The following is a 26,112-nucleotide window of genomic DNA, read 5'->3' as shown; positions in this document are numbered from 1 at the left end:
ACAGTCGCCATAAAGAATGCATCGGACACAGGAGTGCTCGAGCAGAGAAGGCTATGCACGTCGTGAGAAGATTACGGGCCGTCAAACCCGATCACGAATGAGTCGTGACAGGCGCGAGGATAGGGAGTGGGGCTAGGGCCGTCAACCAGCGGCACGCCGGAAAACGCAACCAGTCCTGTAAGCCGGTTCCGTTTCGTATTTTGCTCGTTCAGGAGTGATCAAGGATCGGTTACTATCCAGCCATTGTGACGTTCAAAGGAGAGAAACGATGGCAGGAAAGCCAGTCGCACGACTTGGAGACCCAGGAAGTCACGGCGGAAATATCACCACTGGATCGAGCCCTATTTTCGTTAACTCAATGCCTGTTGCTTTGGTAGGAGACACATATTCCTGCCCGGTTCACGGCAGTAATCCCATAACGACGGGTGCTCCTCACGTGTTCGGTCTGGGAAAAGATGTAGCACACGTAGGCTCGCAGACAGCCTGCGGAGCGACGATCACTGCCGGGTCTCCCGATACCTTCGTGGGTGAATCCGGTGGGGGGGCGCCCACTAGCTTTTTCTCGCAGTTCCTGAAAGAAAAGACGTTTGTCGAGTTTCAGTTGCTGAACGATAGAGATGAGCCTGTTGCCAACGAGGCGTACGAACTGACACTCCCCGATGGAACGTTGATGACAGGTGTCCTTGACGAAAACGGCTTCGTGCATGTTGCAAACATCCCTAGGGGAAGTTGCAGTATTAAATTCCCGAAACTTGAAGATACGGAACATCTTTAATGGTTCAGCCTACTAAAACTACCAGCACGACACAGGCAGCAAAAAGTACAGGCGCATCGGGGAAAACTACAAAAACCAACCAAGTAGTCGTGTCGGGTGCATATATGGAGATACTTGTGGGTGGCCCTTACACCCGTGACAAGGAAGAGCATCCTTTCGGACATGCTGCTTTACACGTAGTGGTTGGTTCTAAAGACATCACCTATGACTTTGGGCGCTATGGAAAAACCTGGGGGACGTTTGATAGCGAAGGGGAGGGAGTGCTGAACGTTTGGACATCCTTCAAAGCGTACATCTCGGGTGAGAACAGCTTGGGGCGCACAACAACTGGATTTGTTTATTTTTTGGATAGTGCAACCGCTGAGGCCGTTATCGCTCACTTCGACGGTATTGTCGCCCAGAAAAAGGAGCTGAGAAGAAAGACAGCAACGTCTGCGCGCTATGTATTGCCGTCCAACTATCATCCAACCACCAATAACTGCACAACTGTAACGATAGCGGGAGCCAAAATTTCGGGTAAGCCAATCGTGCAGAATCCGTCCAAATATAGCGAAATGCGTGGATTGTCATTCCTGGAAAGGCAGGCTGCGCGCACGCAGACCAAACCTCAGGACGGGATTTTCATGCCTGCGGATTTACAAGCCATGCTCGAAGGGAATACTGAGGCGCACTATGATAAAAAGAATGTTTACAAATAGGCAGATTGGCTTTTGGCTGACGGCGGCCTTATTTGTAAATGCAGTCTTTATGGCTTTTCTGATTTTTGGCGATACTGCAAAGGAACACACTATGAAGATGATTAAAACTAAAGAGCCACTGCTGATCGAAGGGCAAGGTGGCGATGACAATTACTATGTCCTGCCGATGGGAACAACGCTATATCACGATAAAAGCTTTCCTGAAGGGCACGATCGTTATGTTGTGTATCTGAATCACAAAGGTGCCATTGCCCACGAAGAAGTCCCAATGAAACCTGAATATGGCGGTTCTTTTATCGATCCTCTTTGGCTGGCCAATATTGATGCCGATACCTTGAAAGACATTTTCAAGCGTTTCCCGCTCTCCAAGAAAGACATCTCCGCTGCTCTCAAAGCCAATGAAATCACCAAAGATGATCTGGCGGATATTATTCGTGCGATGCCGGACTGAGCACCTATCTACCGAGGAATCGGGCCGGGCTCTGTATCTCTTGCAAGTGACGGCTGATCAACGCATGAAATGAATCTTGCCGCTGTCGTCATTGCCCATGTACATGCCATACACCCCGGCCTGGCGTTCCTCGATGTAGCGTTCGAGGATCTGCCGGATCGCCGGGTAGTAGATCTGCTCCCAGGGGATGTCTTCGGGGGCGAAGAATTTGCAGGCGAGGGTTTCCGGACCGTACTCGCCAGTGATTTCCAGCGCGAGTGCGCGGAAGATGATGTAGACCTCGCTGATCTTCGGCACGCTGAAGATTGAATAAGGCGAGACGATCTCCGCGCGTACGCCGCTTTCTTCCCAGACTTCGCGCAGGGCGGCCTGTTCGGTGGTTTCGCCGCTTTCCATGAAACCGGCGGGCAGGGTCCAAGTGCCGGGGCGGGGGGGAATCGCCCGTTGGCACAAGAGGTATTTGCCGTCCTGCTCGATGATGCAGCCGGCGATGATCTTCGGGTTTACATAGTGGATGTAGCCGCAGCCGCGGCACATCAGGCGCTCGTGCGTATCGCCCGGCGGCACCTGCTGACCGAGGTCAGCGCCACCGCATTTCGGGCAAAAGCTCGGGCTGAACATGTCAGTGACCTATGCGCGGTTCTTTCAGCGCGATGGGCAGGGTGATCGGTGGAGTGGCGCCTGTCTCTTCCTGTTTGCGCTTCAGATAATCGAGGGCCACGGCAGCGGCGGCGCGAACGTGATCGACGCACGCCTGATGCGCCGCCAGCGGATCGCCGCTCTTGATCGCCTCGACCATTTTTTCCATTTCCTGGTTGCTCGCGCCGCGACGGTTTTCCTGTGACACCGACGTCGCCCGCAGGTAGCTGATGCGCGCCTGCAACTGACGCAGTTGAGTGGCCGCGACATGGTTGCCCGAGCCTTCCAGCAGCACGTCGTAGAAACCCTGCACCGAGTCGATCACCTGTTGCAGCTCGCCGTCCTTGAGCGCCTTGCGGTTCTCGTCGAGGGCTTTTTCCAGGGCCTTGATGTCTTTGGCTTTGGCGCGCAGGGTAAAGAGCTGAACGATCAGGCCTTCGAGCACGCAGCGCAGTTCATAGATGTCGACGGCATCGGCGAGGGTGATGATCGCTACCCGCGGGCCCTTGGCGTCGGCGAACTCCACCAGGCCTTCAGATTCCAGGTGACGCAAGGCTTCACGCACCGACGTACGGCTCACGCCCAGGCGATCGCACAGATCGCGCTCCACCAGGCGATCGCCCGGCAGCAGCTGGAAGTTCATGATGGCGCTTCGCAGTTTATCCAGCACGATTTCGCGCAGGGTGACGGGGTTGCGATTGACCTTGAAGCTGTCGTCGAGTGGCAGGCGTTTCATGGGGTCCGCTCTTTAAGGTGGCTGTCCATGCCAGACGGGCATCAAAACAGCCGAGGGGTTAACTGGAGGCCTCGGCGTCGGCTTCGGCGAAGGCTTCACGGGCGAGCCGGAAACTGTCCACGGCTGCCGGGACGCCGCAATAAATACCGACCTGAAGCAGAATTTCGCGTATTTGCTCACGACTCAGGCCGTTACGCAAGGCGCCGCGCACATGCAGTTTCAGTTCATGCGGGCGGTTGAGCGCCGAGATCATCGCCAGGTTGATCATGCTGCGCTCCTTGAGCGACAGACCCTCGCGTCCCCAGACGTGGCCCCAGCAGTATTCGGTGACCATTTCCTGCAGCGGGCGGGTGAAGTCGTCGGCGTTCTCGATCGAGCGCTGCACATAGGCTTCGCCCAGCACCTGGGTGCGGATCTTCAGGCCTTGCTCGTACTTTTCGTTGCTCATGTGTTTCTCCGCTCAACCCAGTGTCGGCAACGCGCCGAGCTTGCCCTTGTGATAGATCATCGGCGTCACCGGTTGCTCCGGCAGGATCAGGTTCTTTACCGCGCCGACGATGATCGCGTGATCGCCACCGTCGTATTCGCGCCACAGTTCGCACTCGATGATCGCCGTGGCCTTGGCGAGGATCGGGTTACCCAGTTCGCTCAAATGCCACTCGATGCCGTTGGCCTTGTCCTTGCCCTTGCCGGCAAAGGCGTAGGCCTCGGCGGTCTGGTCGGCGGACAGCAAATGGATCGCGAACTTCTTGCTGTCGCGCAGCACCGGGTAGGTGTCGGAGGCGTAGTTGGGGCAGAACAGCACCAGCGCCGGATCAATCGACAGCGCACTGAAGGCGCTGGCGGTGATGCCGACGATGCCGCCGTCCGGGTCGAGGGTGGTGACCACCGTGACCCCGGACGGAAACGAGCTCATGACGTCTTTGTAAATGCCGGGTTCGATCATGTCGCAGGACTCCTAACGCATCACAAACGGATCAGGCATCGGCGCCTGGGAGAGGTTGATCCACACCGTTTTCAGTTCGGTGTAGGCCAGCACCGAATCGATGCCGCTTTCGCGTCCATAGCCACTGTTCTTGAAGCCGCCGATCGGTGCCATGGCCGACACCGCGCGGTAGGTGTTGACCCAGATGATCCCCGAACGCACGTCCCGGGCCAGGCGATGGGCGCGGCCCAGATCGCGGGTCCAGATGCCGGCAGCGAGGCCGAACTGCGAGTCGTTGGCAATCGCCAGCGCTTCGGCTTCATCCTTGAAACGGATCACCGAAGCCACCGGACCGAACACTTCTTCCTGCATGATCTTCATCGAATTGCGGTCGCATTCGAACAGCGTCGGTTCGTAGAACCAGCCGTCACCGACGCCGCTCGGCCGCTTGCCGCCCAGACGCAGACGCGCGCCTTCGGCAATCGCATCAGCCACCAGACCCTCAACCACCGCCAGTTGCTGCGCGGTAGCCATCGGGCCCATTTCGCTGCTGTCGTCCTGCGGGTTGCCGATGCGGATGCGCTGGGCGCGCTCCACCAGTCGGCTGACGAACTCGTCGTAGATTTCGTCCTGCACCAGCAGTCGCGAACCGGATACGCAACTCTGCCCGGACGCCGCGTAGATCCCGGCAATCGCACCGTTGATCGCGCTGTCGAGATCGGCGTCGGCAAAGATGATGTTCGGCGATTTACCGCCCAGTTCCAGCGACAACTTGGCGAAGTTCTCGGCGCTGCTGCGCACCACATGTCGGGCCGTGGCCGCGCCGCCGGTGAAGGCGATCTTGCGGATCAGCGGATGACGGGTGAGTGCGGCGCCGGTGCTCGGTCCGTAGCCGGTGACGACGTTGACCACGCCCGGCGGAATCCCGGCTTCGAGGGCCAGGCGCGCCAGTTCCAGAATGGTTGCCGAGGCATGCTCGGACGGCTTGATCACAATGGTATTGCCGGCAGCCAGCGCCGGTGCCAGTTTGATCGCGGTCAGGTAAAGCGGGCTGTTCCAGGGAATAATCGCGGCGACCACACCCATGGCTTCGTGCACGGTGTAGGCGAACAGATCGGGCTTATCCAGCGGCAGGGTGCCGCCTTCGAGCTTGTCGGCAAGGCCTGCGGTGTAGTGGAAAAACTCCGGCAGATAACCGACCTGACCCCGGGTTTCGCGGATCAGTTTGCCGTTGTCACGGCTTTCCAGTTGCGCCAGTTGTTCCTTGTTTTCGGCGATCAGGTCACCGAGCCGACGTAACAGTTTGCCGCGCGCGGTTGCGGTCAAACCACGCCAGGCCGGGCTGTCGAAAGCAGTTTGTGCGGCCTGCACCGCGCGTTCGACGTCGGCTTCGTCAGCGTCGGGCAGTTCGGCCCAGGGTTCGGCCAGCGCCGGGTTGAGGCTTTCGAAAGTCTTGCCGGAGAGGGCGTCGACCCATTCTCCGCCGATGCACATCTGGAAGCGTGCGAGCGTCATGCAACGATCCCCTTTATATGGTTTTGTCGGGCGTGTGCGGTGTCGAGAAATTCCAGCAGCGTCTGGTTCACCAGCCGTGGCGACTCTACCGGCATCATATGCCGTTGCTCGGGCAGCACGGCAACCTTCGCGCCGGGAATGCGCGCGGCCAGTTGCTCGGCCATTTCCGGGGTCGATCCGGGGTCCAGTTCACCAGTGGCGATCAGCGTCGGCGCCTGAATGCTGCCCAGGTCGTCGGCGCGGTACATGTCCTGGGTGGCGAACAGTTCGTAGGTGGTCAGGTAGCCCTGCGGATCATTGCCGGCCAGGGTCTGGCGGATCGCAGCGATCTGCGCCGGGTTGGCCGCCTGATATTCGCGGCTGAACCAGCGCGACAGCGCCGCTTCGGCATTCGCGTCCGGCCCGTGCTCGGCGGCCTGCGCAGTGCGGGCGATGACCCCGGCGCGCTGCTCTTCGCTGCGGTTGAACACGCTGTTGAGCACCACCAGGCTTTTCAGGCGTTCCGGGTAATGCAGGGCAAACGCCCGCGCCACCAGACCGCCCATGGAAAAGCCGATCACCGATGCCTCGGGCAATTGCAGGTGGTCGAGCAGCTCCAGCAACTGATCGGCATAGCCGAGCAGGGCGGTGCCGCTGGCCGGTCGCGGGCTGGCGCCATGGCCGAGCATGTCGTAGGCGATCACCTGGTATTGCGTGGCCAGGCCAACGATCTGGCCGCCCCACATTTCTTTGTTCAAGCCCACGCCGTGGATCAACACCACGGGTTGGCCAATGCCTGTCGCCAGATAACTGGTGCCGGCCGGGGTGAGTTCAGCGGTGAGCCGAATCATGGAGCGCTCCTGCAATGCCTTTTTTATTGTGATTACTGGGCTTTTTCGGCGGCCAGTTCTTCCAGATCGATGTAGCGGTTGCCGATGCGCGGGTGCAGGCGACCACCGTCGGCGCAACCGAGCACCACGACGATTTCGTCGGCGCGCGGGGCGTCTTCGATCTGCATTTCCAGGGTGATGTAGTGCGAGCGCAGGCCTTCGTCATCCTTGTGCATCATCGGGATCTGAATCGAAGTGCCCGGGCCGCCGCGCTTGTTGGTGAAGCTCAGGTAGCTCTTGGCCTTGACCGCTTCACGGTAGTGGTTGCCGAACCGCAGGGTGTGGATCACCGCCGATGCGTGCTCGATTTCGCCATCAGCGCCGACCACCGCGGCTTTGCCGTAGGCCTCGATCTTCTCGGCGCCGCCGATGATGCCCACCAGACGCTCGACCATCATCGCACCGAGGTCGGAGCAATTGGCGCGGATCTGCGGCTTGAGGTCTTCGACAAAGCCATTGCCGACCCACGGGTTCTTCATCACGACGGCCAGCCCGACCATGGTCACAGGGGTGGCGGACGCCTTGCCGCCTTCAATGAAGGTCTCTTCGACATAGCTGACGATCTTGCGGATTTCGAAACTCATGAGCTGCTCCGTAGGGGATAAAGAGTGTCTGTGCGTCTGATGGTATACCATAATACCGATCGTGCAAGTCCCCCTCGCAAGATTCCCTGCCATCAGTCGGACGAATGCCCGCGCATTCAGCTGCCGCTGTAGTCCCTTTCGGTTAACAAAAGATAACGTTGCGCCGATTGTCAGACGTTTCGAATGCCCGATAGGATGAGCCAGCTTCCGAAGGGGCTCTGGACAGCGGGTTTCAGGACTATGCTTGTGACCAGGCAGTCACCGTGAGCACCCTTGCGGCGCCCTTAAGGTCCATGACCAACAATAATAAACAGGGGAAGGTCTATGAGTCGTTGCCGCCCGCCGGCGTTACGCAACACCGCGTTGCTGGCCACAGCACTCTCTCTGCTGGGCTTTGCCACATTGTCGGCGCCGGTTCTCGCCGCCGAAGCGCCAGCCGACGTGGTCTATTCCACCGAATCGGCCAAGGCCTCGAAAAGCCTGATGCTCGATGTCGTTCACGCCGGAACCCGGCTGGTGGCGGTCGGGGATCGCGGGCACATTCTCTATTCCGACGACCAGGGCAAGACCTGGACCCAGGCCAAAGTGCCGAGCCGCCAGTTGCTGACCGCCGTGTATTTCGTCGATGACAAGCACGGCTGGGCCGTCGGCCACGACGCGCAGATCCTCGCCAGCGAAGACGGCGGCCTGACCTGGACCAAACAGTTCGAAGACCTCAAGCGCGAATCGCCGCTGCTCGACGTCTGGTTCAAGGACGTCAACAGTGGTCTGGCCGTGGGTGCCTACGGCGCGCTGCTGGAAACCACCGACGGCGGCAAAAACTGGGAAGACGTCAGCGATCGCCTCGACAACGAAGACCAGTTCCACCTCAACGCCATCGCTTCGGTAAAAGACGCCGGCCTGTTCATCGTCGGCGAGTCGGGCAGCATGTTCCGCTCCGCCGACTGGGGCCAGACCTGGGAAAAACTCGAAGGCCCGTACGAAGGCTCGCTGTTCGGCGTGATCGGCACGGCGCAACCGCAAACCCTGCTGGCTTACGGTCTGCGCGGCAACCTTTACCGCTCCACCGATTTCGGCAGCACCTGGGAGCAGGTCGAACTGAAAGCTGCGCGCGGTTCGCTGGAGTTCGGCCTGTCCGGCGCCACACTGCTCGAAGACGGCTCCATCGTCATCGTCGGCAACGGCGGCTCGGTGGTCAGCAGCAGTGACAACGGCGAAACCTTCAGCGTATTCAACCGTCCGGATCGCATCTCGCTGTCGTCGGTCACCGCCGCCGGCAACGGCAATCTGATCCTGAGCGGGCAGGGTGGCGTTCGGGTCACTTCGTCGAACGGCGCCGAGCTGGGCAAATGAGCCGAATCAATAATAAGAAGGCGGGGCTATGACTTCCTTGAGCACTCATCATCAGGACAAGGCGACGTTTCTCGAGCGCCTGATCTTCAACAACCGCCCGGCAGTGATCGTGATCTGCCTGCTGGTCAGCATTTTCCTGTTCTGGCAGGCCACGCTGATCCGTCCGTCCACCAGTTTCGAAAAGATGATCCCGCTCAAGCATCCGTTCATTGAAAAGATGATGGAGCACCGCAACGATCTGGCGAACCTGGGCAATACCGTACGCATTTCGGTGGAAGCGAAGGATGGCGACATCTTCTCCAAGGAGTACATGGAGACCCTGCGTCAGATCAACGACGAGGTGTTCTACATCTCCGGCGTCGACCGTTCCGGCCTCAAGTCGCTGTGGAGCCCGAGCGTGCGCTGGACCGAAGTCACCGAGGAAGGTTTTGCCGGCGGCGAAGTGATCCCGCAGAGCTACAACGGCTCCCAGGACAGCCTCGATCTGTTGCGCAACAACGTGCTCAAGTCCGGTCAGGTCGGGCGTCTGGTGGCCAACGACTTCAAGTCGAGCATCGTCGACATCCCGCTGCTGGAGTCCTACCCGGACCCGCAGGACCAGGGCAAGCTGCTGGCGCTGGACTATCGCCAGTTCTCCCATGAGCTCGAAGACAAGATCCGCAACAAGTTCGAAGCGCAGAACCCCAACGTCAAGATCCACATTGTCGGTTTCGCCAAGAAGGTCGGCGACCTGATCGACGGCCTGGTGATGGTGGTGATGTTCTTCGGCATCGCTTTCGTCATCACTCTGATCCTGCTGCTGTGGTTCACCAACTGCCTGCGCAGCACCGTGGCGGTGTTGAGCACCACGCTGGTGGCGGTGGTCTGGCAGTTGGGGTTGATGCACTTCTTCGGGTTCGGCCTCGATCCGTATTCGATGCTGGTACCGTTCCTGATCTTCGCCATCGGCATTTCCCACGGCGTGCAGAAAATCAACGGGATCGCCCTGCAATCCGGCGAGGCCGACAACGCCCTGACCGCCGCACGGCGGACCTTCCGTCAATTGTTCCTGCCGGGGATGATCGCGATTCTGGCGGACGCCGTCGGCTTCATCACGCTGCTGATCATCGACATCGGCGTGATCCGCGAGCTGGCCATCGGCGCTTCCATCGGCGTGGCGGTGATCGTGTTCACCAACCTGATCCTGCTGCCGGTGGCGATTTCCTATGTCGGCATCAGCAAGCGCGCCATCGCCAAGAGCAAGAAGGACGCGCACCGCGAACATCCGTTCTGGCGCCTGCTGTCGAACTTTGCCAACCCGAAAGTCGCCCCGATCTCCATCGCCCTGGCGCTGGTCGCCTTCGGTGGCGGCCTCTGGTACAGCCAGAACCTGAAGATCGGCGACCTCGACCAGGGCGCGCCGGAGCTGCGTCCGGACTCGCGCTACAACAAGGACAACAACTTCATCATCAGCAACTACTCGACCAGCTCCGACGTGCTGGTGGTGATGGTCAAGACCAAGTCCGAAGGCTGCTCGCGCTATGAAGCCATGGCGCCGATCGACGAGCTGATGTGGAGGATGCAGAACACCGAGGGCGTGCAGTCGGCGATCTCGCTGGTGACCGTGTCCAAGCAGATGATCAAGGGCATGAACGAGGGCAACCTGAAATGGGAAACCCTTTCGCGCAACCCGGACGTGCTGAACAACTCCATCGCCCGTGCCGACGGCCTGTACAACAACAGTTGCTCGCTGGCGCCGGTGCTGGTGTTCCTCAACGACCACAAGGCTGAAACCCTCGACCGCGCAGTGCATGCGGTGCAGGACTTCGCCAAGGAAAACAACAAGGAAGGCCTGGAATTCATCCTCGCCGCCGGTAACGCCGGGATCGAGGCGGCTACCAACGAGGTGATCAAGAAGTCCGAGCTGACCATCCTGATCCTGGTGTACATCTGCGTGGCGGTCATGTGCATGATCACCTTCCGCTCGTGGGCGGCGACCCTGTGCATCGTGCTGCCGCTGGTGCTGACCTCGGTGCTGGGCAACGCGCTGATGGCGTTCATGGGCATCGGCGTGAAGGTGGCGACGCTGCCGGTGGTGGCGCTGGGCGTGGGGATCGGCGTGGACTACGGCATCTACATCTACAGCCGCCTGGAAAGTTTCCTGCGTGCCGGCCTGCCGTTGCAGGAAGCCTATTACCAGACCCTCAAATCCACCGGTAAAGCGGTGCTGTTCACCGGTCTGTGCCTGGCCATCGGCGTGTGCACCTGGATCTTCTCGGCGATCAAGTTCCAGGCCGACATGGGCCTGATGCTGACCTTCATGCTGCTGTGGAACATGTTCGGTGCGCTGTGGCTGCTGCCGGCACTGGCGAAGTTCCTGATCAAGCCGGAGAAACTGGCGGGGCAGAAGGGCAATTCGTTGTTTGCTCACTGATCCGGTTGGCTGAAATGAAAAAGCCGCAACCTTGAAGGGTTGCGGCTTTTTTATGGTGCAAGATCAAAAGCCCCTCACCCTAGCCCTCTCCCGGAGGGAGAGGGGACCGATCCGGGGATATTGGAGAACTACACCGACTTGAACGACTTGCTTTGAATCCATAATCGACTCGGTTTTTCAGGTCGATGTGTTACGCAAGACATCGCGGTCAGTTCCCTCTCCCTCCGGGAGAGGGCTAGGGTGAGGGCCAGCGGTCTCTCGGCTTAGGAAAGTTCAGTGCCTAGCACGGCGCTAAGCGCGCTGCGCGCATCATCCAGCTGCACCAACGTCGCATGCCGCGCCCCCAGCGCATCCCGATTCTCGATGGCCGTCAGAATCGCCTTGTGCCGAGGCAATGCCAGCTCATGCAGATTCGGCCGCTGATTCGAATGCTTCAACGCCTCGGCAATCGCCACCGCAAGCATGTTGCACAGGTTGGCCAGCAAGTCGTTGTGGGTTGCGTCAGCAATCCGGCTATGGAAATCCAGATCCGGTTGCAGCAAGGCTTCCGGGGTCGGTGCGGCTTCCATGCGCTGGTAAGCCTCGGCAATCGACGCGATATCGGCATCGGTGGCATGCTGGGCGGCGAGGGCGGCGGCGGCCGGTTCGATGATGCTGCGCACGCTGGTCAGGACGTTGAAGAACTCGTTCTGCGGGCTGCTTTGCATCAGCCAGTGCAGCACGTCCGGGTCGAGCATGTGCCATTCGCGGCGCGGCTTGACCACGGTGCCGACGCGGGGTTTGGAATACACCAGGCCCTTGGCGACCAACACTCGCGTGGCTTCGCGCAACACCGGCCGGCTGACCGCGTACTCCTCGCAGAGCAGGGCTTCGGCGGGCAGTTTGTCGCAGGGCAGAAAGCGTCCGGAAACAATCTGCATGCCCAGTTCCTGGACGATGCGCGAGTGCATGCTTTTACGGTCGGAAGGTTTGCGGTAATCCATGGGGAGTGGCGCGATCCTGAGCGATGGAGATGCCGCGCATCATAGCAATGTGGGAGCGAGCCTGCTCGCGATAGCGGTGTATCAGTCAATATGAATATCAACTGACAGATCGCCATCGCCAGCAGGCTGGCTCCCACAAGGGGATGACGGTGTTAGTGGGAATGGCGCGGGACTTCAGCCCCTCGGCAACCTACCAGGAAGTCGAAATCGCAACCCTGATCCGCCTGCAGCACATGGTCGATATACAACTGACGATACCCTCCCACCAACAGCTGCTGCGGCGGTTGCAGATCCGCCATCCGCGCTGCCAGTTCAGCGTCCGGAATATCCAGATGCAGACGCCCGCTGGCACAGTCCAGCTCGATCCAGTCACCTTCCTTCACCGCCGCCAAAGGCCCGCCCGCTGCGGCTTCTGGGGCAACGTGCAACACAACGGTGCCGTAAGCCGTGCCGCTCATCCGCGCGTCGGAGATGCGCACCATGTCGGTCACGCCCTGCGCCAGCAGCTTGGCCGGCAAGCCCATGTTGCCGACTTCGGCCATGCCCGGATAACCCTTCGGCCCGCAGTTCTTCATCACCAGAATCGAGTTCGCATCGACGTCCAGTTCCGGGTCGTTGATCCGCGCCTTGTACATGTCGAAGTTCTCGAACACAACGGCGCGGCCACGGTGCTGCATCAGTTCCGGCGTGGCGGCTGACGGTTTGAGCACTGCGCCCAGCGGCGCCAGGTTGCCGCGCAACACACAGATCCCGCCGTCGGCGCGGATCGGGTTGTCGAGGGTGCGGATCACTTCGTCTTCACCGTAGATCGGCGCGTCCTTGGTGTTCTCGCCGATGGATTTTCCGTTAACGGTCAGCGCGTTCGGGTTGGGAATCAGATTGGCTTCACCAAGACGCCGCAGCACGGCCGGCAGGCCGCCCGCGTAGTAGAACTCTTCCATCAGGAAACGCCCGGACGGTTGCAGGTCGACGATGGTCGGCATGCCACGACCGATGCGCGTCCAGTCATCCAGATCCAGCTCGACACCAATGCGCCCGGCGATGGCTTTGAGGTGGATCACCGCGTTGGTCGAACCGCCAATGGCTGCGTTGACCCGGATCGCATTTTCGAAGGCTTCCTTGGTCAGGATCTTCGACAGCTTCAAGTCTTCACGCACCATCTCGACCGCACGCATGCCGGACATGTGCGCCAACACATAACGTCGCGCATCCACCGCCGGAATCGCCGCGTTGTGCGGCAGGGAAGTGCCGAGTGCTTCGGCCATGCAGGCCATGGTCGACGCGGTGCCCATGGTGTTGCAGGTGCCGGCCGAACGGGACATGCCGCCCTCGGCCGCGAGGAAATCGTCAATCGTGATGGTGCCGGCCTTGACCTGTTCGCTGAGCTGCCAGACCACGGTGCCGGAACCGATGTCCTTGCCCTTGTGCTTGCCGTTGAGCATCGGCCCGCCGGTGACGACGATCGCCGGCACGTCGCAACTGGCCGCGCCCATCAGCAGGGCCGGGGTGGTCTTGTCGCAACCGGTCAGCAGCACCACGCCGTCAATCGGGTTGCCGCGAATCGCTTCCTCGACGTCCATGCTCGCCAGGTTGCGGGTGAGCATGGCGGTCGGGCGCAGGTTCGATTCGCCGTTGGAGAACACCGGAAACTCCACCGGGAATCCGCCAGCCTCGATCACCCCGCGTTTGACGTGCTCCGCGATCTGGCGGAAGTGCGCGTTGCACGGGGTCAGCTCTGACCAGGTGTTGCAGATGCCTATGATCGGCTTGCCATGGAACTGATGGTCGGCGATGCCCTGATTCTTCATCCAGCTGCGGTACATGAAGCCGTTCTTGTCGGCCGTGCCAAACCATTGGGCGGAGCGCAGGGTGGGTTTCTTATCAGACATGATTGATTCTCTTATTGTAAGACTATTGTTTGCGAGCTTCGGCTAAACATAAGCGCAAAATCGCAGCTTTGGAAGTGTTGTTGCGCAATTAGTATTACTATATAGTCGATTTCGACGGAGGGATGGCCCTGGCGGTTTTCAGCGAGAGGCGTCCCCCGAGGTTCCATAAAAACAACAATCGGAGACCGATCTCATGAGCCAGGAACTGCGGCTTGTCCGGCGCATCACGCTGAAACTGATTCCCTTCCTGATCCTGCTGTACTTGATCGCCTATGTGGATCGCTCCGCCGTCGGCTTCGCCAAGCTGCACATGGGCGCCGACATCGGCATTGGCGATGCCGCCTACGGCCTCGGCGCCGGGCTGTTTTTCATCGGCTACTTTCTGTTTGAAATCCCTAGCAACCTGATGCTCGAACGCTTCGGCGCGCGGCGCTGGTTCGCGCGGATCATGATCACTTGGGGCGCAATCACCATCGGCATGGCGTTCGTCCAGGGCCCGCACAGTTTCTACGTGATGCGCTTTCTGCTCGGCGCGGCGGAGGCGGGGTTCTTTCCCGGCGTTCTGTACTACATCACTCAATGGTTTCCGGTGCGCCATCGCGGCAAGATCCTCGGGCTGTTCATCCTGTCCCAACCCATTGCGATGATGATCACCGGCCCCGTGTCCGGCGGTCTGCTGGGCATGGACGGCATCCTCGGCCTGCATGGCTGGCAGTGGCTGTTCATCGTCATCGGCACCCCGGCGATCTTGCTGACCTGGCCGGTATTGCGCTGGCTGCCGGACGGCCCGCAGCAAGTGAAATGGATGGACCAGGCCGAGAAGGACTGGTTGACCGGCGAGCTGAAAAAGGACCTGCAGGAATACGGCCAGACCCGTCACGGCAATCCGCTGCATGCGTTGAAAGACAAACGTGTGTTGCTGCTGGCGCTGTTCTATCTGCCGGTCACGCTGAGCATCTATGGTCTGGGCCTATGGCTGCCGACTCTGATCAAACAGTTCGGCGGCAGCGATCTGGTGACCGGTTTCGTGTCATCGGTGCCGTACATCTTCGGGATCATCGGCCTGCTGATCATTCCGCGCAGTTCCGACCGTTTGAATGATCGCTACGGCCATCTGGCGGTGCTTTATGTGCTGGGCGCGATCGGCCTGTTCCTCAGCGCCTGGCTGTCGTTGCCGGTGGCGCAACTGGCGGCGTTGTGTCTGGTGGCGTTCGCGTTGTTTTCCTGCACGGCGGTGTTCTGGACTTTGCCGGGGCGGTTCTTCGCTGGTGCCAGTGCTGCAGCCGGGATTGCCTTGATCAACTCGGTGGGCAACCTCGGCGGCTACATCGGCCCGTTCGTGATCGGCGCCTTGAAGGAATACACCGGCAACCTCGCTTCGGGCCTGTACTTCCTGTCCGGGGTGATGGTGTGCGGGCTGATTCTGACGGGTGTCGTCTATCGCTTGCTCGAGCGCAAGCATGTGCTGCCAGTCGAGCAATTTGCAGCGAGCGCGCGCGGCGCGACGCGCACCTGATTTCGATCCGGGATTTGTTTTAACAGGAGAACATCATGCATCTGGTTCAATTCGAATTGAGTAGCGGCGAGCGCCGTGTCGGGGTGGTCGAGGGCGGTCTGGTGCGTGAAGTGCAGGATGCGCGCACAGTCCGCGATCTTGCTTTGGCCGCGATCGAGGCCGGCAGCACCCTCGCGCAGCAAGTGCAAACCCTGGGTCTGGGCATCAGCCACGATTACGCCGAATTGCTCGCCAAACTGCGGATCCTTCCGCCGCTGGATCACCCGGATCCGGCGCACCTGCTGGTCAGCGGCACCGGCCTCACGCACCTCGGCAGCGCGTCGGCCCGGGACAAGATGCATCAGCAGGCTGGCGACGAAGCGGCGATGACCGACACCATGCGCATCTTCAAGTGGGGCGTGGAGGGCGGCAAACCGGCGGCGGGGCAGGCGGGCGTGCAGCCGGAATGGTTCTACAAGGGCGACGGCAGCATCGTTGTGCGTCCCGGTCAGCCGTTCCCGCTGCCGCCGTTTGCCGAAGACGCCGGCGAGGAACCGGAGATGGCCGGCCTCTACATCATCGGCCACGATGGCAAGCCGTATCGCCTGGGGTTTGCGGTGGGCAACGAGTTCTCCGATCACGTCATGGAGCGCAAGAATTACCTGTACCTGGCCCACTCGAAACTGCGCAGTTGCAGCTACGGCCCGGAACTTCGCACGGGTGAATTGCCTCAACACCTGGCGGGCACCAGCCGCATCCTGCGCGACGGCGAAGTGCTGTGGCAGAACGAGTTCCTCAGCGGCGAGGCCAACATGTGCCACAGCCTGGCGAACCTCGAATACCACCACTTCAAGTACCGCCAGTTCCTGCGTCCGGGCGATGTGCACATTCACTTCTTCGGCACCGCGACCCTGTCGTTCGCCGATGGCATCCGCACTCAGCCGGGCGACGTGTTCGAGATCAGCCAGGCCGAATTCGGCGCACCGCTGGTCAACGGCATCACCCCGGTCGCAGCGGCATTCGAACCGGACAGCATTGGCACCCTTTAAGGAGATCCCATGACTCAGATTCTCGGTCACAACTACATCGGCGGTCGTCGCAGCGCGGCGGGCAACGTCAAGCTGCAAAGCGTCGACGCCACTACGGGCGAAGCACTGCCCCACGATTTCATTCAGGCCACGGAAGCGGAAGTCGACGCCGCCGCAAAAGCCGCTGCGGCGGCGTATCCGGCGTATCGCAGCCTCAGCGCCGAACGCCGCGCGCAGTTTCTCGATGCGATTGCCGATGAGCTGGATGCGCTGGGCGATGATTTCGTCGCCGTGGTCTGCCGCGAGACCGCACTGCCGTCCGGGCGAATTCAAGGTGAAAGAGGTCGCACCAGTGGCCAGATGCGCTTGTTCGCCAAAGTCCTGCGACGCGGTGATTTCTACGGTGCACGCATCGACCTGCCGTTGCCCGATCGTCAGCCGCTGCCGCGTCCGGATCTGCGCCAGTACCGCATCGGCCTCGGCCCGGTGGCGGTGTTCGGTGCAAGCAACTTTCCACTGGCATTCTCCACCGCCGGCGGTGATACCGCGTCGGCGCTGGCGGCCGGTTGCCCGGTGGTGTTCAAGGCCCACAGCGGTCATATGGCTACGGCCGAACTCGTCGCTGATGCGCTGATCCGCGCGGCGGAAAAAACCGCCATGCCGGCCGGTGTGTTCAACATGATCTACGGCGGTGGCGTCGGCGAATGGCTGGTCAAGCATCCCGCCATTCAGGCCGTGGGTTTCACCGGTTCGCTGCGAGGCGGACGGGCACTGTGTGACATGGCCGCCGCGCGCCCTCAACCGATTCCGGTGTTCGCCGAGATGTCGAGCATCAACCCGGTGATCGTATTGCCCCAGGCTTTGGCCGTGCGTTCGGACACCGTCGCTCGCGATCTGACTGCGTCGGTGGTGCAGGGCTGCGGTCAGTTCTGTACCAATCCGGGTCTGGTGATCGGCATCCGTTCGCCACAGTTCACCGCGTTTGTTGAGCAAGTCGCGGCGCTGATCGGAGATCAAGCGGCGCAAACCATGCTCAATGCCGGCACCCTCGGCAGCTACGGCAAAGGCTTGGAAAAACTCCTGGCCCACGCCGGCATCGAGCATCTGGCGGGCAATCCGCAACAGGGCAATCAGGCGCAGCCGCAGTTGTTCAAGGCCGATGTCAGCCTGTTGATCGATGGCGATGAAGTGCTTCAGGAAGAAGTGTTCGGCCCGACCACGGTGATCGTCGAAGTGGCCGATCAGGCGCAGTTGAGCGCTGCACTGCATGGCCTGCACGGGCAGCTCACGGCGACGATCATCGGCGAGCCGGCAGACTTCGCGCTGTTCCCGGAACTGACGCCGTTGCTGGAACAGAAGGTCGGACGGATTCTGCTCAATGGCTACCCGACCGGGGTTGAAGTGTGCGATTCGATGGTTCACGGCGGGCCGTATCCGGCGACGTCCGATGCTCGCGGCACATCGGTCGGAACCCTGGCCATCGATCGTTTCCTGCGCCCCGTGTGCTTCCAGAACTACCCCGACAGTCTGCTGCCGGAACCGCTGAAAAACGGTAATCCGCTGCGCATTCAGCGGCTGGTGGACGGCAAGCCATCGCGCGAAGCCCTCTGACTTACGCCACATGATCGTTCCCGCGCGGGGCGTGGGAGCGATCAAGCGCGGGGCTTTGAGCTATCATTGCCCCTTTCCCCCTGAAAGACATGATTGCCATGACTGCCGTAACCGACACCCTTCTCAACGCCCTCGAACACTGCGGTATGGTCGAAATCGACGGCCTGCACGCTTTCGAATTCGCCCTCGACGAAGACGACAACCTGCACATCGAATGCATCGATGGCCGAACAGCCAAGCACTGGGAATTCACCCCGGCCCAGGTGGCGGCGGCGACGTTTGATGAAGACCTGCAGAGCTGGCTGATCGTCGGTTTTTCCAGCGACACCAAGACCGTCGGCGAACACCGTCTGGTCTGCCTCGGGGATGTACTGAGCAGCGCCGACGACGAGGATGAAGTCGAATGAACATGCGTAAATTCTGGCCATTGCTGATGGCCGGCAGCGTCGGCGCGATGGGACTTTCCAGTGCCTCGGCCGAGAGCTTCCAGTTTTTGGTGGGCTCCTACACCGCCGGCACCAGCGAAGGCATCTACCGGATGAACTTCGACAGCTCCACCGGACAGATCGACGCCAAGCCGCTGCAAGTGATCAAGAGCGAAAACCCGTCGTGGCTGACCCTGTCGAAGGATCAGCGCCGGTTGTTCGTGGTCAACGAAAACGGCCCAGGCCAGAAAGATCCGGTCGGTCGTGTGAGCAGCTACGCCATCGATCCGAAGACCCACGCGCTGACCCTGATCAATCAGGTCCAGAGCCTGGGCAACGAGCCGACCCATTCGAGCCTCAGCGCCGACGCCAGCCATCTGTTCGTCAGCAACTACTCGGTGGTTGAAGATCCGGGCGGCACCCTCGCGGTATTGCCGGTGGGCAGCGACGGCAAGCTCAAACCGGTGGTGCAGATGAGCGCGCACCCGGCGAGCCGGGTCAATCCCGAGCGTCAGGCCTCGAATCACGTGCACTCGACGGTGTCCTCGCCGGACGGCCGTTACGTGTTCTCCAATGACCTGGGTGCGGACAAGGTCTTCATCTACCAATTCGACCCGAAAGCCAACCCGGATCTGCCGCTGACCCCGGCGAAAACCGCCTCGGTGCAACTGCCGGCCGGCAGCGGCCCGCGTCATCTGTTGTTCAGCGCGGACGGCAAACATGCCTGGCTGACCATGGAAATGAGTGCTCAGGTCGCGGTGTTCGACTACAAGGACGGCGTGCTGACCCAGACACAACTGGTCGATCTGGCTGCCGGCCAGCCAACCTCGGACAAAGCCGCCGCCGCGCTGCACGCGTCCGCCGATGGCAAATTCCTCTACGTCAGCAACCGTGGCACCGCCAATCAGCTGCTGGTGTTCGCCATCGACCCGGCCAGTGGCCAGCTCAAGGAATTGCAACGACGTTCGGTGGAAGGCGATCACCCGCGCGAGTTCAGCCTCGATCCAAGCGGCAAATTCCTGCTGATCGCCAACCAGAAGAGCAACCAGATTGTCGTGGTCGAGCGCGACGGCAAGACCGGTCTGCTGGGCAAAACCGTGCAAAAACTGCCAATGGACGCCCCGAGCGATCTCAAGTTTCTCGTGCGTCAATAAGCCGCAGGCCCCGGTCTACGGGGCCTGAAGCTTTGTATTAATCCTGCTGATAACAGGTAATGTTGCAAAGCATTTCAAGCGATCAACCCTCGAGCGTTAAGTTTGCTCCACGGCCCAACCGGGCAAGCCAGCCAACTGAACACGAGGGTTACCGCCATGAACTTCAATCTCTTCTCCGTAATTGCCGCTTCCGCCATCTCCGCTACCGTGGCTCTGCCAGCCAGCGCCAACGTTGAAATCAGCGACAAAAAAGCCCACACCCAGAGCTACACCCAGAAATACCTGCAACAAAGCGCCAACTTCTACGCCGCGCTGGATCACAAAGCTCAACACTGAAATTTCCGTCACGCCCTGGAACTGCCCAAGGCTGCGATCCTTTGATCTTGTTTCCCAAAAAGCAAAATCAAAAGATCGCAGCCTTGGGCAGTTTTTTGTCTGCGCAACGACCGGCGATAGCTATTTTCAAACGGCGAGATAGACCGGCTAAATAATCAACGAAGCTGATGGTTGCTATGGAAAACCCTGAGTGGTTACCCCGGCTTTTTTGATCGATTCTGTGGGCCTCGAAACATTGTCCACGGAGCACACATCATGGCCAGTTCAATCATCACTTCCGCCAAACGCGGCGCCTACGTGGCCATCGGTCTGTACCTGGTCATGGTGTTGTTCGTCAGTCTGGCGTCGCAGTCGCAACACAGCTTCGAAGCACCGATCGACGTCGCCCATCCTGGCATCCAGTTCGAACTTCGCTCGCAAAACGCGGCGGTCGGTTCAGCTGAACTCGCGGGAGTCGGCGGAGCATGAAAGGCTACAGACTCTGGGTCATCGCCGGGCTGGCGTTCCTGACCAACGGCGCTTCCCTGTTGGGATTCGGCCAGGGTTCGGTCGGCGGACTGGCCCGGGCCATAGAGGCCAACCACAGCATTGCTCACAACATCGAACGGGCCAATGCGCTGGGGCTGTTGGCCGGCAATCCACCAGTGAAAACTGCCATCGGTTTTCTCGGCCCGTTTGAAGTGGATTGCTCGGCCATCGGCATGTGTGAAGTGCTGGCGTAACGCGCCTACTTTTTCATGATGCCGGTGAACAGCTCCGATTCCAGAAACCGCTGCAACCAGGCCTGCAACCGCACGTAAGGCGTCTGCGCAAACCAGTCACGATCAACGTGAGCGAACTGGCGAACGAACGGCAACAGCGCGATATCGGCCAGGCTCGGATGATTGGCCAGCAAGTAATCGCGACCTTCGAGCAACTCATCCAGTTTCTGCAAGAACAGAGCACCTTCCGCCCGATAAACCTCCATCGGCTGTTCCGGATAACGCTCGGCGTACTTGTAGCGATTCAGGTGAATCTTGAATACGCGATCGTTGGCTTCGATCAACTCGGCGATCCTTGAATCACCACCCAGCAACCAGTCATCCGGATCATGCTGCGCCAGCGCCCAACGCATGATTTCCAGGCTCTCATCGATCACCTGACCGTCCGCGTCCAGCACCGGCACCGTGCCCTTGGGCGAGATCGCCAACATCTGCGCCGGTTTGGCTTTCAGGCTGACTTCAACGATCTCCACCGGCACACCCGAATAACGCAGGGCCATCCGTGCCCGCATCGCGTACGGGCAGCGGCGGAAGGAATACAGCGTGTTCATTTCACCTCCAGTGTGCTCAGACCGTTGCCCTGGCGCTGTACCTGAATCTGCACCGGAATCCGCTCGTGCATTTCCTGCACGTGGGAAATCACCGCGACCTTGCGGCCCTGCGCCTGCAAGCCGTCGAGGGCGTCCATGGCCAGTTGCAGGGATTCCGGATCGAGGCTGCCGAAACCTTCGTCGATGAACAGCGATTCGATCTTCAGCGTGCTCGACGCCATCGAGGCCAGGCCCAGGGCGAGGGCCAGCGAGACCAGGAAGGTTTCGCCGCCGGACAGCGAATGCACCGAGCGCAGTTCGTCGCCCATTTCGGTGTCCATCACCAGCAGGCCGAGCATGCTGCCGCCGCGCTTGAGGCGATAGCGCTTGACCAGTTGCCGCAGCTGTACGTTGGCGTGATGCACCAGCAAGTCGAGGTTGTAGGCCTGGGCGATCTTGCGGAAGGTGTCGCCGGTGGCCGAGCCGATCAGCGCATTGAGCCGCGCCCAGCGCTGATACTCGGCATAGGCATCGGCGATCTGCTGCGCCAGCGCCTGATTGGCGTTCTGGCGCCGCTGGTCTTCGGCCTGCTCGGCGCGCAGTTCGGCACATTGCTGTTCGCTGGCCGTGCACTGGTTTTGCAGGTCGGCGAGGGCGCTGGCGAGCTGTTCGGCATCCAGATTGCCGTTGTGCTGGGCCTGATGGTCGAGCAGACGCTGATCGCGTTCCTGCAACAACACCTTGGCCTGTTCAACGGCTTTTTCGTTGTGCTGCAAGCGCTGGCGCAGTTCGTCGACCTGCGCGTCATCGATCCGCAGCAGCTCTTCGAGGCCACCGTCATCCAGTTCCGGATGGCGCGCACGCCAGTCGGCAATCTTGCCGGCCAGATCACGATCTTCGGTTTCCAGCGCTTGCAGACGCTCTTGCTGCGCTTTCAGTTCGGCGGCGATTTGCACCCGCTGCGTACGCGCCTCCTGCAGCGCCTGAGTCGTCGTGGATTCGGCGTTGCGCGCCTGCTCCACGGCCTGTTCCAGTTGCTGCTGCCAATGTTCGGCGCAGCTGTGATCGCCCAACAATTGCGCCAGTTTTTCCTGACTGACCTGTTGTTGCCCGATCAGCGCGTTGAGTTGCTGCTCAGCGGTTTGCAGTTGCTGCGTACGGCCTTGTTGGCGATCCTGTTCTTTCTCGAGCGTCTGCTGGCGCTGTTGCTGTTCGGCCAGCTCTTCCTTCTGCTGATCGACTTGCGCCAGGCGTTCGGCGATCTGCCGGTCAAGCTGCATGAAGGTCGCCGCCGGTTCGGCGCGCAAGGCTTCGAGGGTGTCGCTCGGCAGCAGTGTGGCGAAAGCCGCCAGCTCTTCGTCCAGGCGCTGGCGGTCAGCGCTCAGCTCGCGTTGCTGATTGCTCAGGTGCTGGGTCGCTTGCTGGTGTGCGGTCTCGGCCTGACGCAATTGCTGGGTCAGGCGCGCCGCATCCTGTTGCAGCGTGAGCAGGGCGGTCTGGCGCTGTTCGTCCTGGGTAATGCTCTGATTCAGTTGATCGTTCTGGCGAGTCAGCCACGCGGCGCGCTTGTCACTGTCCTGATTCAGCAACGATGTCGCGAGCGGATGTGCCTCGATGCTCGGCGTCAGCGCCTGCCGCTGGGCGGCCAGTTGTTCCTGCTGTTGCAGCAGTTCCTTTTGCCGAGCAATCACCCCACCGACATCGGCGCGCAGCTCGGTGAGTTTTTCCTTCAGTTGATCGACGGCTTGCTGCGCGCTGGCCTGCTCGCTTTCATCGTGACGGCCGAGGCTTTGCAGCAGGGCTTCCGGCTGGTGATACGGATGCTCGTTGCTGCCACACACCGGGCACGGCTGGTCGTCCTGCAATTGCGCGCGCAGCTCTTCGACACTGGCACTGCGGGCCAGACGCTGGCGTTCGAGCAGTTCGCGGGTGACGTTGAGGGTCTGTTCGGCGACGGTCAGTTCGGACTTGGTTTTCACCCCGTCCTGGGTAAGGCGCTCGCGTTCGTGTTGCGCATCGAGCTGACGCTGTTGCAGTTCGGCACTGCGCTTGTCCAGCTCCTGCTGACTGGCCCACAGGCGCGTCAGGTCCTCGACGGCGCGCAATTGCTTGCGGTTGTCCTGCAACAGATTGCCGAGGATGCCGATCTGTTCGGCGACGGCGTCCGGTTCGGCACCGGCCTCTTTGAACAGCACTTCCAGCTGCTGCTTCTGCGTGGCGAGCGCTTCGCTGGCGCGGGTGGCGTTTTCTTCGAGGGACGCCAGTTCGCCTTGACCCTTGTTCAACCGATTGCCGATCAGCATCAGTTGCTGCAAGCGGTCGCGGTAGGCATTCCACGCTTCGCTCAACGGTGCCAGATGAGCGCTTTGCTCAAGATCAGCGGCAATGCGCTGCAAGCGTTCGGCGACCTGTTTTTGCTGATCGAGCAGGGACTGGATCGTGCTTTGGCCCTGGGTGCAGGCCTGCTCTGCGGCGTGCTTCGCTTCGGCGCCGGACGCAACGTCCTTGGCGAGGCGGGCGAGGGTGCTTTGCTCCTCGAAAGCCTGGCGCAACAGCGGCGCGCTTTCGCTCAACTGCGTTTGCGCCTGGGTCAGGGCGATCTGCGCGGCGGCGAGATCCTGTTCCAGTCGCGTCTGGCGCTCGGTCAGTTCGCTTTCTTGCCGGGTGTGCGCGCTGATCTGTTCCGCCAGCGGCGTCAGCAGTGCATCCAGTTCGGTTTTGCGGGCGAACTGGTGCCGTTGCGGCGCGAGTTGTTCCAGGCGGGTGAGCTTCAAACGCTCACCGGCCAGCGACTCTCGCTCATGCTCGGCGCTGCGCAGTTGTTCGGCGGCGGCTAGTTGGGAGTCTTGCAGCCGTAGCAGCTCTTTGAGCCAGTCGTGCTGTTGCTCGATCTGCTTGAGCTGCGCTTGCTGCAACTTCAATTGTTGTTGGGCGGCATTGAAGCGTTCGTCGAGTTCGGCGCGGGCTTCAGGGGCCAGCGGGGTCACGCCGGTGGCCTGATCCTGCAACTGCTTGTGGGCTTCGCGGGCCTCTTTGGTCTTGTCGAACGCGCGGCGGCCGAGGCGGGTGTAGAGCGCGGTGTCGGTGAGCTTTTCCAGCAGTTCGCTGCGGTCGTTGTCATCGGCCTTGAGGAAGGCACTGAACTCGCTCTGGGCCAGCAGCACGGCGCGGGTGAACTGTTCGAAGTTCAGGCCCAGCGCAGCTTCGAGCTGAGTCTTGTACTCGCCTTTCTGGCTGGCGAGCAGTTGATCCTGATCGATGTCGCGCAGGCTCTGACGGCTGGCCTGCAACTTGCCACCGGCCTTTTCCCGGGCGCGGTTGGCTTCCCAGCGCGCGCGATAGCGACGGCCATCGACGCCGACAAAATCAACCTCGGCAAATCCTTCGCCCGTACCACGACGCAGCAGGGTGCGCGGGTCACCGGTGGCGATTTCGCCGTCGGCGTCCGGCACCTTGGCGTCACGCCCGGTGTTGTTCAGACGCGGCACGGCGCCGAACAGCGCCAGGCACAAGGCATCGAGCAGAGTGCTTTTACCGGCGCCGGTGGGGCCGGTGATCGCGAACAGACCGGCGCTGGCCAGCGGTTCGGCGGTGAAGTCGATTTCGAAAGGGCCGGCCAGCGACGCGAGGTTCTTCAAACGAATGGCGAGAATCTTCATGGCTGCTCGCCCTCCATTTGTACGTCTTGCAGCAGTTCGGCGAAGTCCTTGAGGGTTTGCTCGTCGACCTCGTTGCCGTAATTGTCGAGCCAGGCGCGACTGAACAACTCCTGCGGCGTGAGCTGGTCCAGCTCGATCAGCGCGCTGCCGTCCTCGGCGCCGTCAGCGCCCCGGTTGCCGGCGTATTCGGCGGCGATCCGCACCAGTCGTACGGCTTTGCCTTGCAAGGCGCTTTCGACCTGATGGCGCAGATCCGGCTGCGGTTCGTCGAGGCGCACCCGCACTTCCAGCCACGGCTGACGCTGGGTTTCGGCCAGCAGGTCGATGTTCGGCAGATCCGCCAGTTGCAGCAGGATTTCGGCCAGCGGCGCAGGGCCGAGGCGTTGCAGATTGACCGCGCGAGGGATCAGTTTTGGCTCGACGCTGACCAGGGTTTCGCCGTCGAGCACGATGTCGAGAATCTGATGTTGATAGGCGATTTCCGAGAACGATAACGGGATCGGCGAGCCGCTGTAGCGAATTCTTTCTTCGCCATTGACCTTCTGCGGCTTGTGCAAATGGCCGAGGGCGACATAGCTGATGCTCGGCCCGAACAGGCTGGCAGGCAGGGCTTCGGCGTTGCCGATGATCAGGCTGCGCTCGGAGTCTTCCGACACCGAGCCGCCGGCCATGTGCGCATGGCTGATGGCGACCAGTGCCTGGCCCGGCTGGCGTTTGGCGTTCGCCGCTTCGATCAGCCATTCATGCACCTGACCGATCCCGCGCAAATAGTTATCGCCCAGATGCGCGCCGGTCACTTCGGCAGGCCGCAGGAACGGCAGCGCTAGGCACCACGCGGCGATCTCGCCGGAAGCATTCGGCAGCGGCAGCAGCAGACGTTCCGCATCCAGCTGCCCGTCATCCAGCCACAACACTCGGCCCAGCGCATGGGTACGCAAACGCCGCATCAACGGCGCCGGCAGTTCGATCCGCGAGCCGGAATCGTGGTTGCCGGCGATCATCACGATGGTCAGCAACGGCTGTTGTTCGTGGGCGCTGACGATGAAATCGTAGAGGCGTTCCTGGGCTTTGACCGGCGGGTTGACCGTGTCGAAGATGTCGCCGGCGATCAGCAGCACGTCCGGCTGCGCCAGCTTCAATTGGCGCAGCAGCCACTCGAGAAAACAGGCGTGCTCGAAATCGCGCTCCTGCCCGTGGAGGTTCTGCCCAAGGTGCCAGTCGGAGGTGTGAAACAGACGCAAGGCTGACTCCGCAATATAAAGAGGTGGTGGCCGCCGGAATGA

Annotated in this window: 25 protein-coding genes; 13 read left to right on the top strand and 12 right to left on the bottom strand. The window is 61.0% G+C overall.

From position 1 onward, the window contains the following. Positions 1-268 precede the first annotated feature (268 nt). The 3 genes from ACODTD_RS07430 to ACODTD_RS07420 all read left to right on the top strand — a co-directional run bounded on the left by ACODTD_RS07430 (position 269) and on the right by ACODTD_RS07420 (position 1,924). Positions 269-775: a PAAR domain-containing protein gene (locus tag ACODTD_RS07430; RefSeq protein ID WP_074688595.1), complete on the top strand. Its 507-nt coding sequence runs from the start codon at positions 269-271 to the stop codon at positions 773-775. Further along, entirely contained in the window at positions 775-1,473 is a 699-nt protein-coding gene (locus tag ACODTD_RS07425; RefSeq protein WP_052912742.1) for a hypothetical protein, read from the top strand. The genes ACODTD_RS07430 and ACODTD_RS07425 overlap by 1 nt, the downstream gene beginning before the upstream one ends. A gap of 91 nt (positions 1,474-1,564) precedes the next feature. Next, positions 1,565-1,924: a hypothetical protein gene (locus ACODTD_RS07420; RefSeq protein ID WP_236676608.1), complete on the top strand. Its 360-nt coding sequence runs from the start codon at positions 1,565-1,567 to the stop codon at positions 1,922-1,924. Positions 1,925-1,981: 57 nt separating this feature from the next. Here ACODTD_RS07420 and ACODTD_RS07415 read toward each other — a convergent pair whose 3' ends face one another. The 7 genes from ACODTD_RS07415 to ACODTD_RS07385 are packed head-to-tail and all read right to left on the bottom strand — an operon-like array spanning position 1,982 to position 7,192. Further along, on the bottom strand, positions 1,982-2,545 hold the full coding sequence (locus tag ACODTD_RS07415; protein ID WP_011334615.1) for an NUDIX hydrolase: 564 nt from the start codon (positions 2,543-2,545) through the stop codon (positions 1,982-1,984). A gap of 1 nt (position 2,546) precedes the next feature. Further along, positions 2,547-3,299 carry a GntR family transcriptional regulator gene (locus ACODTD_RS07410; protein WP_011334614.1) on the bottom strand — a complete coding sequence of 251 codons (753 nt, stop codon included), beginning with the start codon at positions 3,297-3,299 and terminating at the stop codon, positions 2,547-2,549. 58 nt (positions 3,300-3,357) lie between these two features. Next, positions 3,358-3,747 carry a carboxymuconolactone decarboxylase family protein gene (locus ACODTD_RS07405; protein ID WP_007957404.1) on the bottom strand — a complete coding sequence of 130 codons (390 nt, stop codon included), beginning with the start codon at positions 3,745-3,747 and terminating at the stop codon, positions 3,358-3,360. Between the two features lie 12 nt (positions 3,748-3,759). Then, complete coding sequence (locus ACODTD_RS07400; protein ID WP_007957406.1) at positions 3,760-4,245, bottom strand: flavin reductase family protein; 486 nt, start codon at positions 4,243-4,245, stop codon at positions 3,760-3,762. Between the two features lie 12 nt (positions 4,246-4,257). Then, on the bottom strand, positions 4,258-5,739 hold the full coding sequence (locus tag ACODTD_RS07395; protein WP_085603065.1) for an aldehyde dehydrogenase: 1,482 nt from the start codon (positions 5,737-5,739) through the stop codon (positions 4,258-4,260). Continuing rightward, a complete protein-coding gene (locus tag ACODTD_RS07390) occupies positions 5,736-6,569 on the bottom strand; it encodes an alpha/beta fold hydrolase (protein WP_201819203.1) in 834 nt (277 codons plus the stop codon). Before ACODTD_RS07390 ends, ACODTD_RS07395 begins: the two co-directional genes overlap by 4 nt. Positions 6,570-6,601: 32 nt before the next feature. After that, a complete protein-coding gene (locus ACODTD_RS07385; RefSeq protein ID WP_489104673.1) occupies positions 6,602-7,192 on the bottom strand; it encodes an amino acid synthesis family protein in 591 nt (196 codons plus the stop codon). A 324-nt stretch (positions 7,193-7,516) separates the two neighbouring features. Here ACODTD_RS07385 and ACODTD_RS07380 point away from each other — a divergent pair, with 324 nt between their 5' ends. Together ACODTD_RS07380 and ACODTD_RS07375 are read left to right on the top strand one after the other, a co-directional pair. Next, entirely contained in the window at positions 7,517-8,545 is a 1,029-nt protein-coding gene (locus tag ACODTD_RS07380; protein ID WP_085603070.1) for a WD40/YVTN/BNR-like repeat-containing protein, read from the top strand. A gap of 28 nt (positions 8,546-8,573) precedes the next feature. Then, positions 8,574-10,958 (top strand): efflux RND transporter permease subunit, encoded by a 2,385-nt coding sequence (locus tag ACODTD_RS07375; protein ID WP_489104672.1) that lies wholly within the window; start codon positions 8,574-8,576, stop codon positions 10,956-10,958. A 263-nt stretch (positions 10,959-11,221) separates the two neighbouring features. On the opposite strand, the gene ACODTD_RS07370 is transcribed toward ACODTD_RS07375, so the two are convergent. Next, positions 11,222-11,941: a FadR/GntR family transcriptional regulator gene (locus tag ACODTD_RS07370; protein ID WP_201819207.1), complete on the bottom strand. Its 720-nt coding sequence runs from the start codon at positions 11,939-11,941 to the stop codon at positions 11,222-11,224. Between the two features lie 152 nt (positions 11,942-12,093). Beyond that, entirely contained in the window at positions 12,094-13,830 is a 1,737-nt protein-coding gene (locus ACODTD_RS07365) for an IlvD/Edd family dehydratase (protein WP_011334608.1), read from the bottom strand. Between the two features lie 193 nt (positions 13,831-14,023). Here ACODTD_RS07365 and ACODTD_RS07360 point away from each other — a divergent pair, with 193 nt between their 5' ends. The 8 genes from ACODTD_RS07360 to ACODTD_RS07325 all read left to right on the top strand — a co-directional run bounded on the left by ACODTD_RS07360 (position 14,024) and on the right by ACODTD_RS07325 (position 20,601). Then, complete coding sequence (locus ACODTD_RS07360) at positions 14,024-15,346, top strand: MFS transporter (RefSeq protein ID WP_201819208.1); 1,323 nt, start codon at positions 14,024-14,026, stop codon at positions 15,344-15,346. Positions 15,347-15,381: 35 nt separating this feature from the next. After that, positions 15,382-16,374, top strand: coding sequence for an AraD1 family protein (gene araD1 / locus ACODTD_RS07355; RefSeq protein WP_489104671.1), 993 nt, complete (start codon positions 15,382-15,384; stop codon positions 16,372-16,374). A gap of 9 nt (positions 16,375-16,383) precedes the next feature. After that, positions 16,384-17,964, top strand: a complete 1,581-nt coding sequence (locus ACODTD_RS07350) for an aldehyde dehydrogenase (NADP(+)) (protein WP_285354527.1) — start codon at positions 16,384-16,386, stop codon at positions 17,962-17,964. A 98-nt stretch (positions 17,965-18,062) separates the two neighbouring features. Then, positions 18,063-18,371 carry a DUF5629 family protein gene (locus ACODTD_RS07345; RefSeq protein ID WP_285354526.1) on the top strand — a complete coding sequence of 103 codons (309 nt, stop codon included), beginning with the start codon at positions 18,063-18,065 and terminating at the stop codon, positions 18,369-18,371. Beyond that, positions 18,368-19,543 (top strand): lactonase family protein, encoded by a 1,176-nt coding sequence (locus ACODTD_RS07340; RefSeq protein WP_489104670.1) that lies wholly within the window; start codon positions 18,368-18,370, stop codon positions 19,541-19,543. Before ACODTD_RS07345 ends, ACODTD_RS07340 begins: the two co-directional genes overlap by 4 nt. Before the next feature lie 156 nt (positions 19,544-19,699). After that, complete coding sequence (locus ACODTD_RS07335; protein WP_064380406.1) at positions 19,700-19,879, top strand: hypothetical protein; 180 nt, start codon at positions 19,700-19,702, stop codon at positions 19,877-19,879. Between the two features lie 255 nt (positions 19,880-20,134). Continuing rightward, positions 20,135-20,347 carry a hypothetical protein gene (locus ACODTD_RS07330; RefSeq protein WP_064380404.1) on the top strand — a complete coding sequence of 71 codons (213 nt, stop codon included), beginning with the start codon at positions 20,135-20,137 and terminating at the stop codon, positions 20,345-20,347. Next, positions 20,344-20,601 (top strand): hypothetical protein, encoded by a 258-nt coding sequence (locus tag ACODTD_RS07325; protein ID WP_064380402.1) that lies wholly within the window; start codon positions 20,344-20,346, stop codon positions 20,599-20,601. The genes ACODTD_RS07330 and ACODTD_RS07325 overlap by 4 nt, the downstream gene beginning before the upstream one ends. A 5-nt stretch (positions 20,602-20,606) precedes the next feature. On the opposite strand, the gene ACODTD_RS07320 is transcribed toward ACODTD_RS07325, so the two are convergent. From ACODTD_RS07320 to ACODTD_RS07310, 3 genes are read right to left on the bottom strand one after another with little or no spacing between them, the layout of a single operon-like run. Continuing rightward, complete coding sequence (locus ACODTD_RS07320; RefSeq protein WP_489104669.1) at positions 20,607-21,191, bottom strand: glutathione S-transferase; 585 nt, start codon at positions 21,189-21,191, stop codon at positions 20,607-20,609. Then, entirely contained in the window at positions 21,188-24,829 is a 3,642-nt protein-coding gene (locus ACODTD_RS07315) for an AAA family ATPase (protein WP_489104668.1), read from the bottom strand. The genes ACODTD_RS07320 and ACODTD_RS07315 overlap by 4 nt, the downstream gene beginning before the upstream one ends. Continuing rightward, on the bottom strand, positions 24,826-26,070 hold the full coding sequence (locus ACODTD_RS07310) for an exonuclease SbcCD subunit D C-terminal domain-containing protein (protein WP_011334597.1): 1,245 nt from the start codon (positions 26,068-26,070) through the stop codon (positions 24,826-24,828). The genes ACODTD_RS07315 and ACODTD_RS07310 overlap by 4 nt, the downstream gene beginning before the upstream one ends. Positions 26,071-26,112 lie beyond the last annotated feature (42 nt).

The organism is Pseudomonas sp. FG35, from assembly GCF_057809295.1.
The sequence above is the reverse complement of the archived record's forward strand: the minus strand, read 5'-3'. Positions and strand labels throughout refer to the sequence as shown.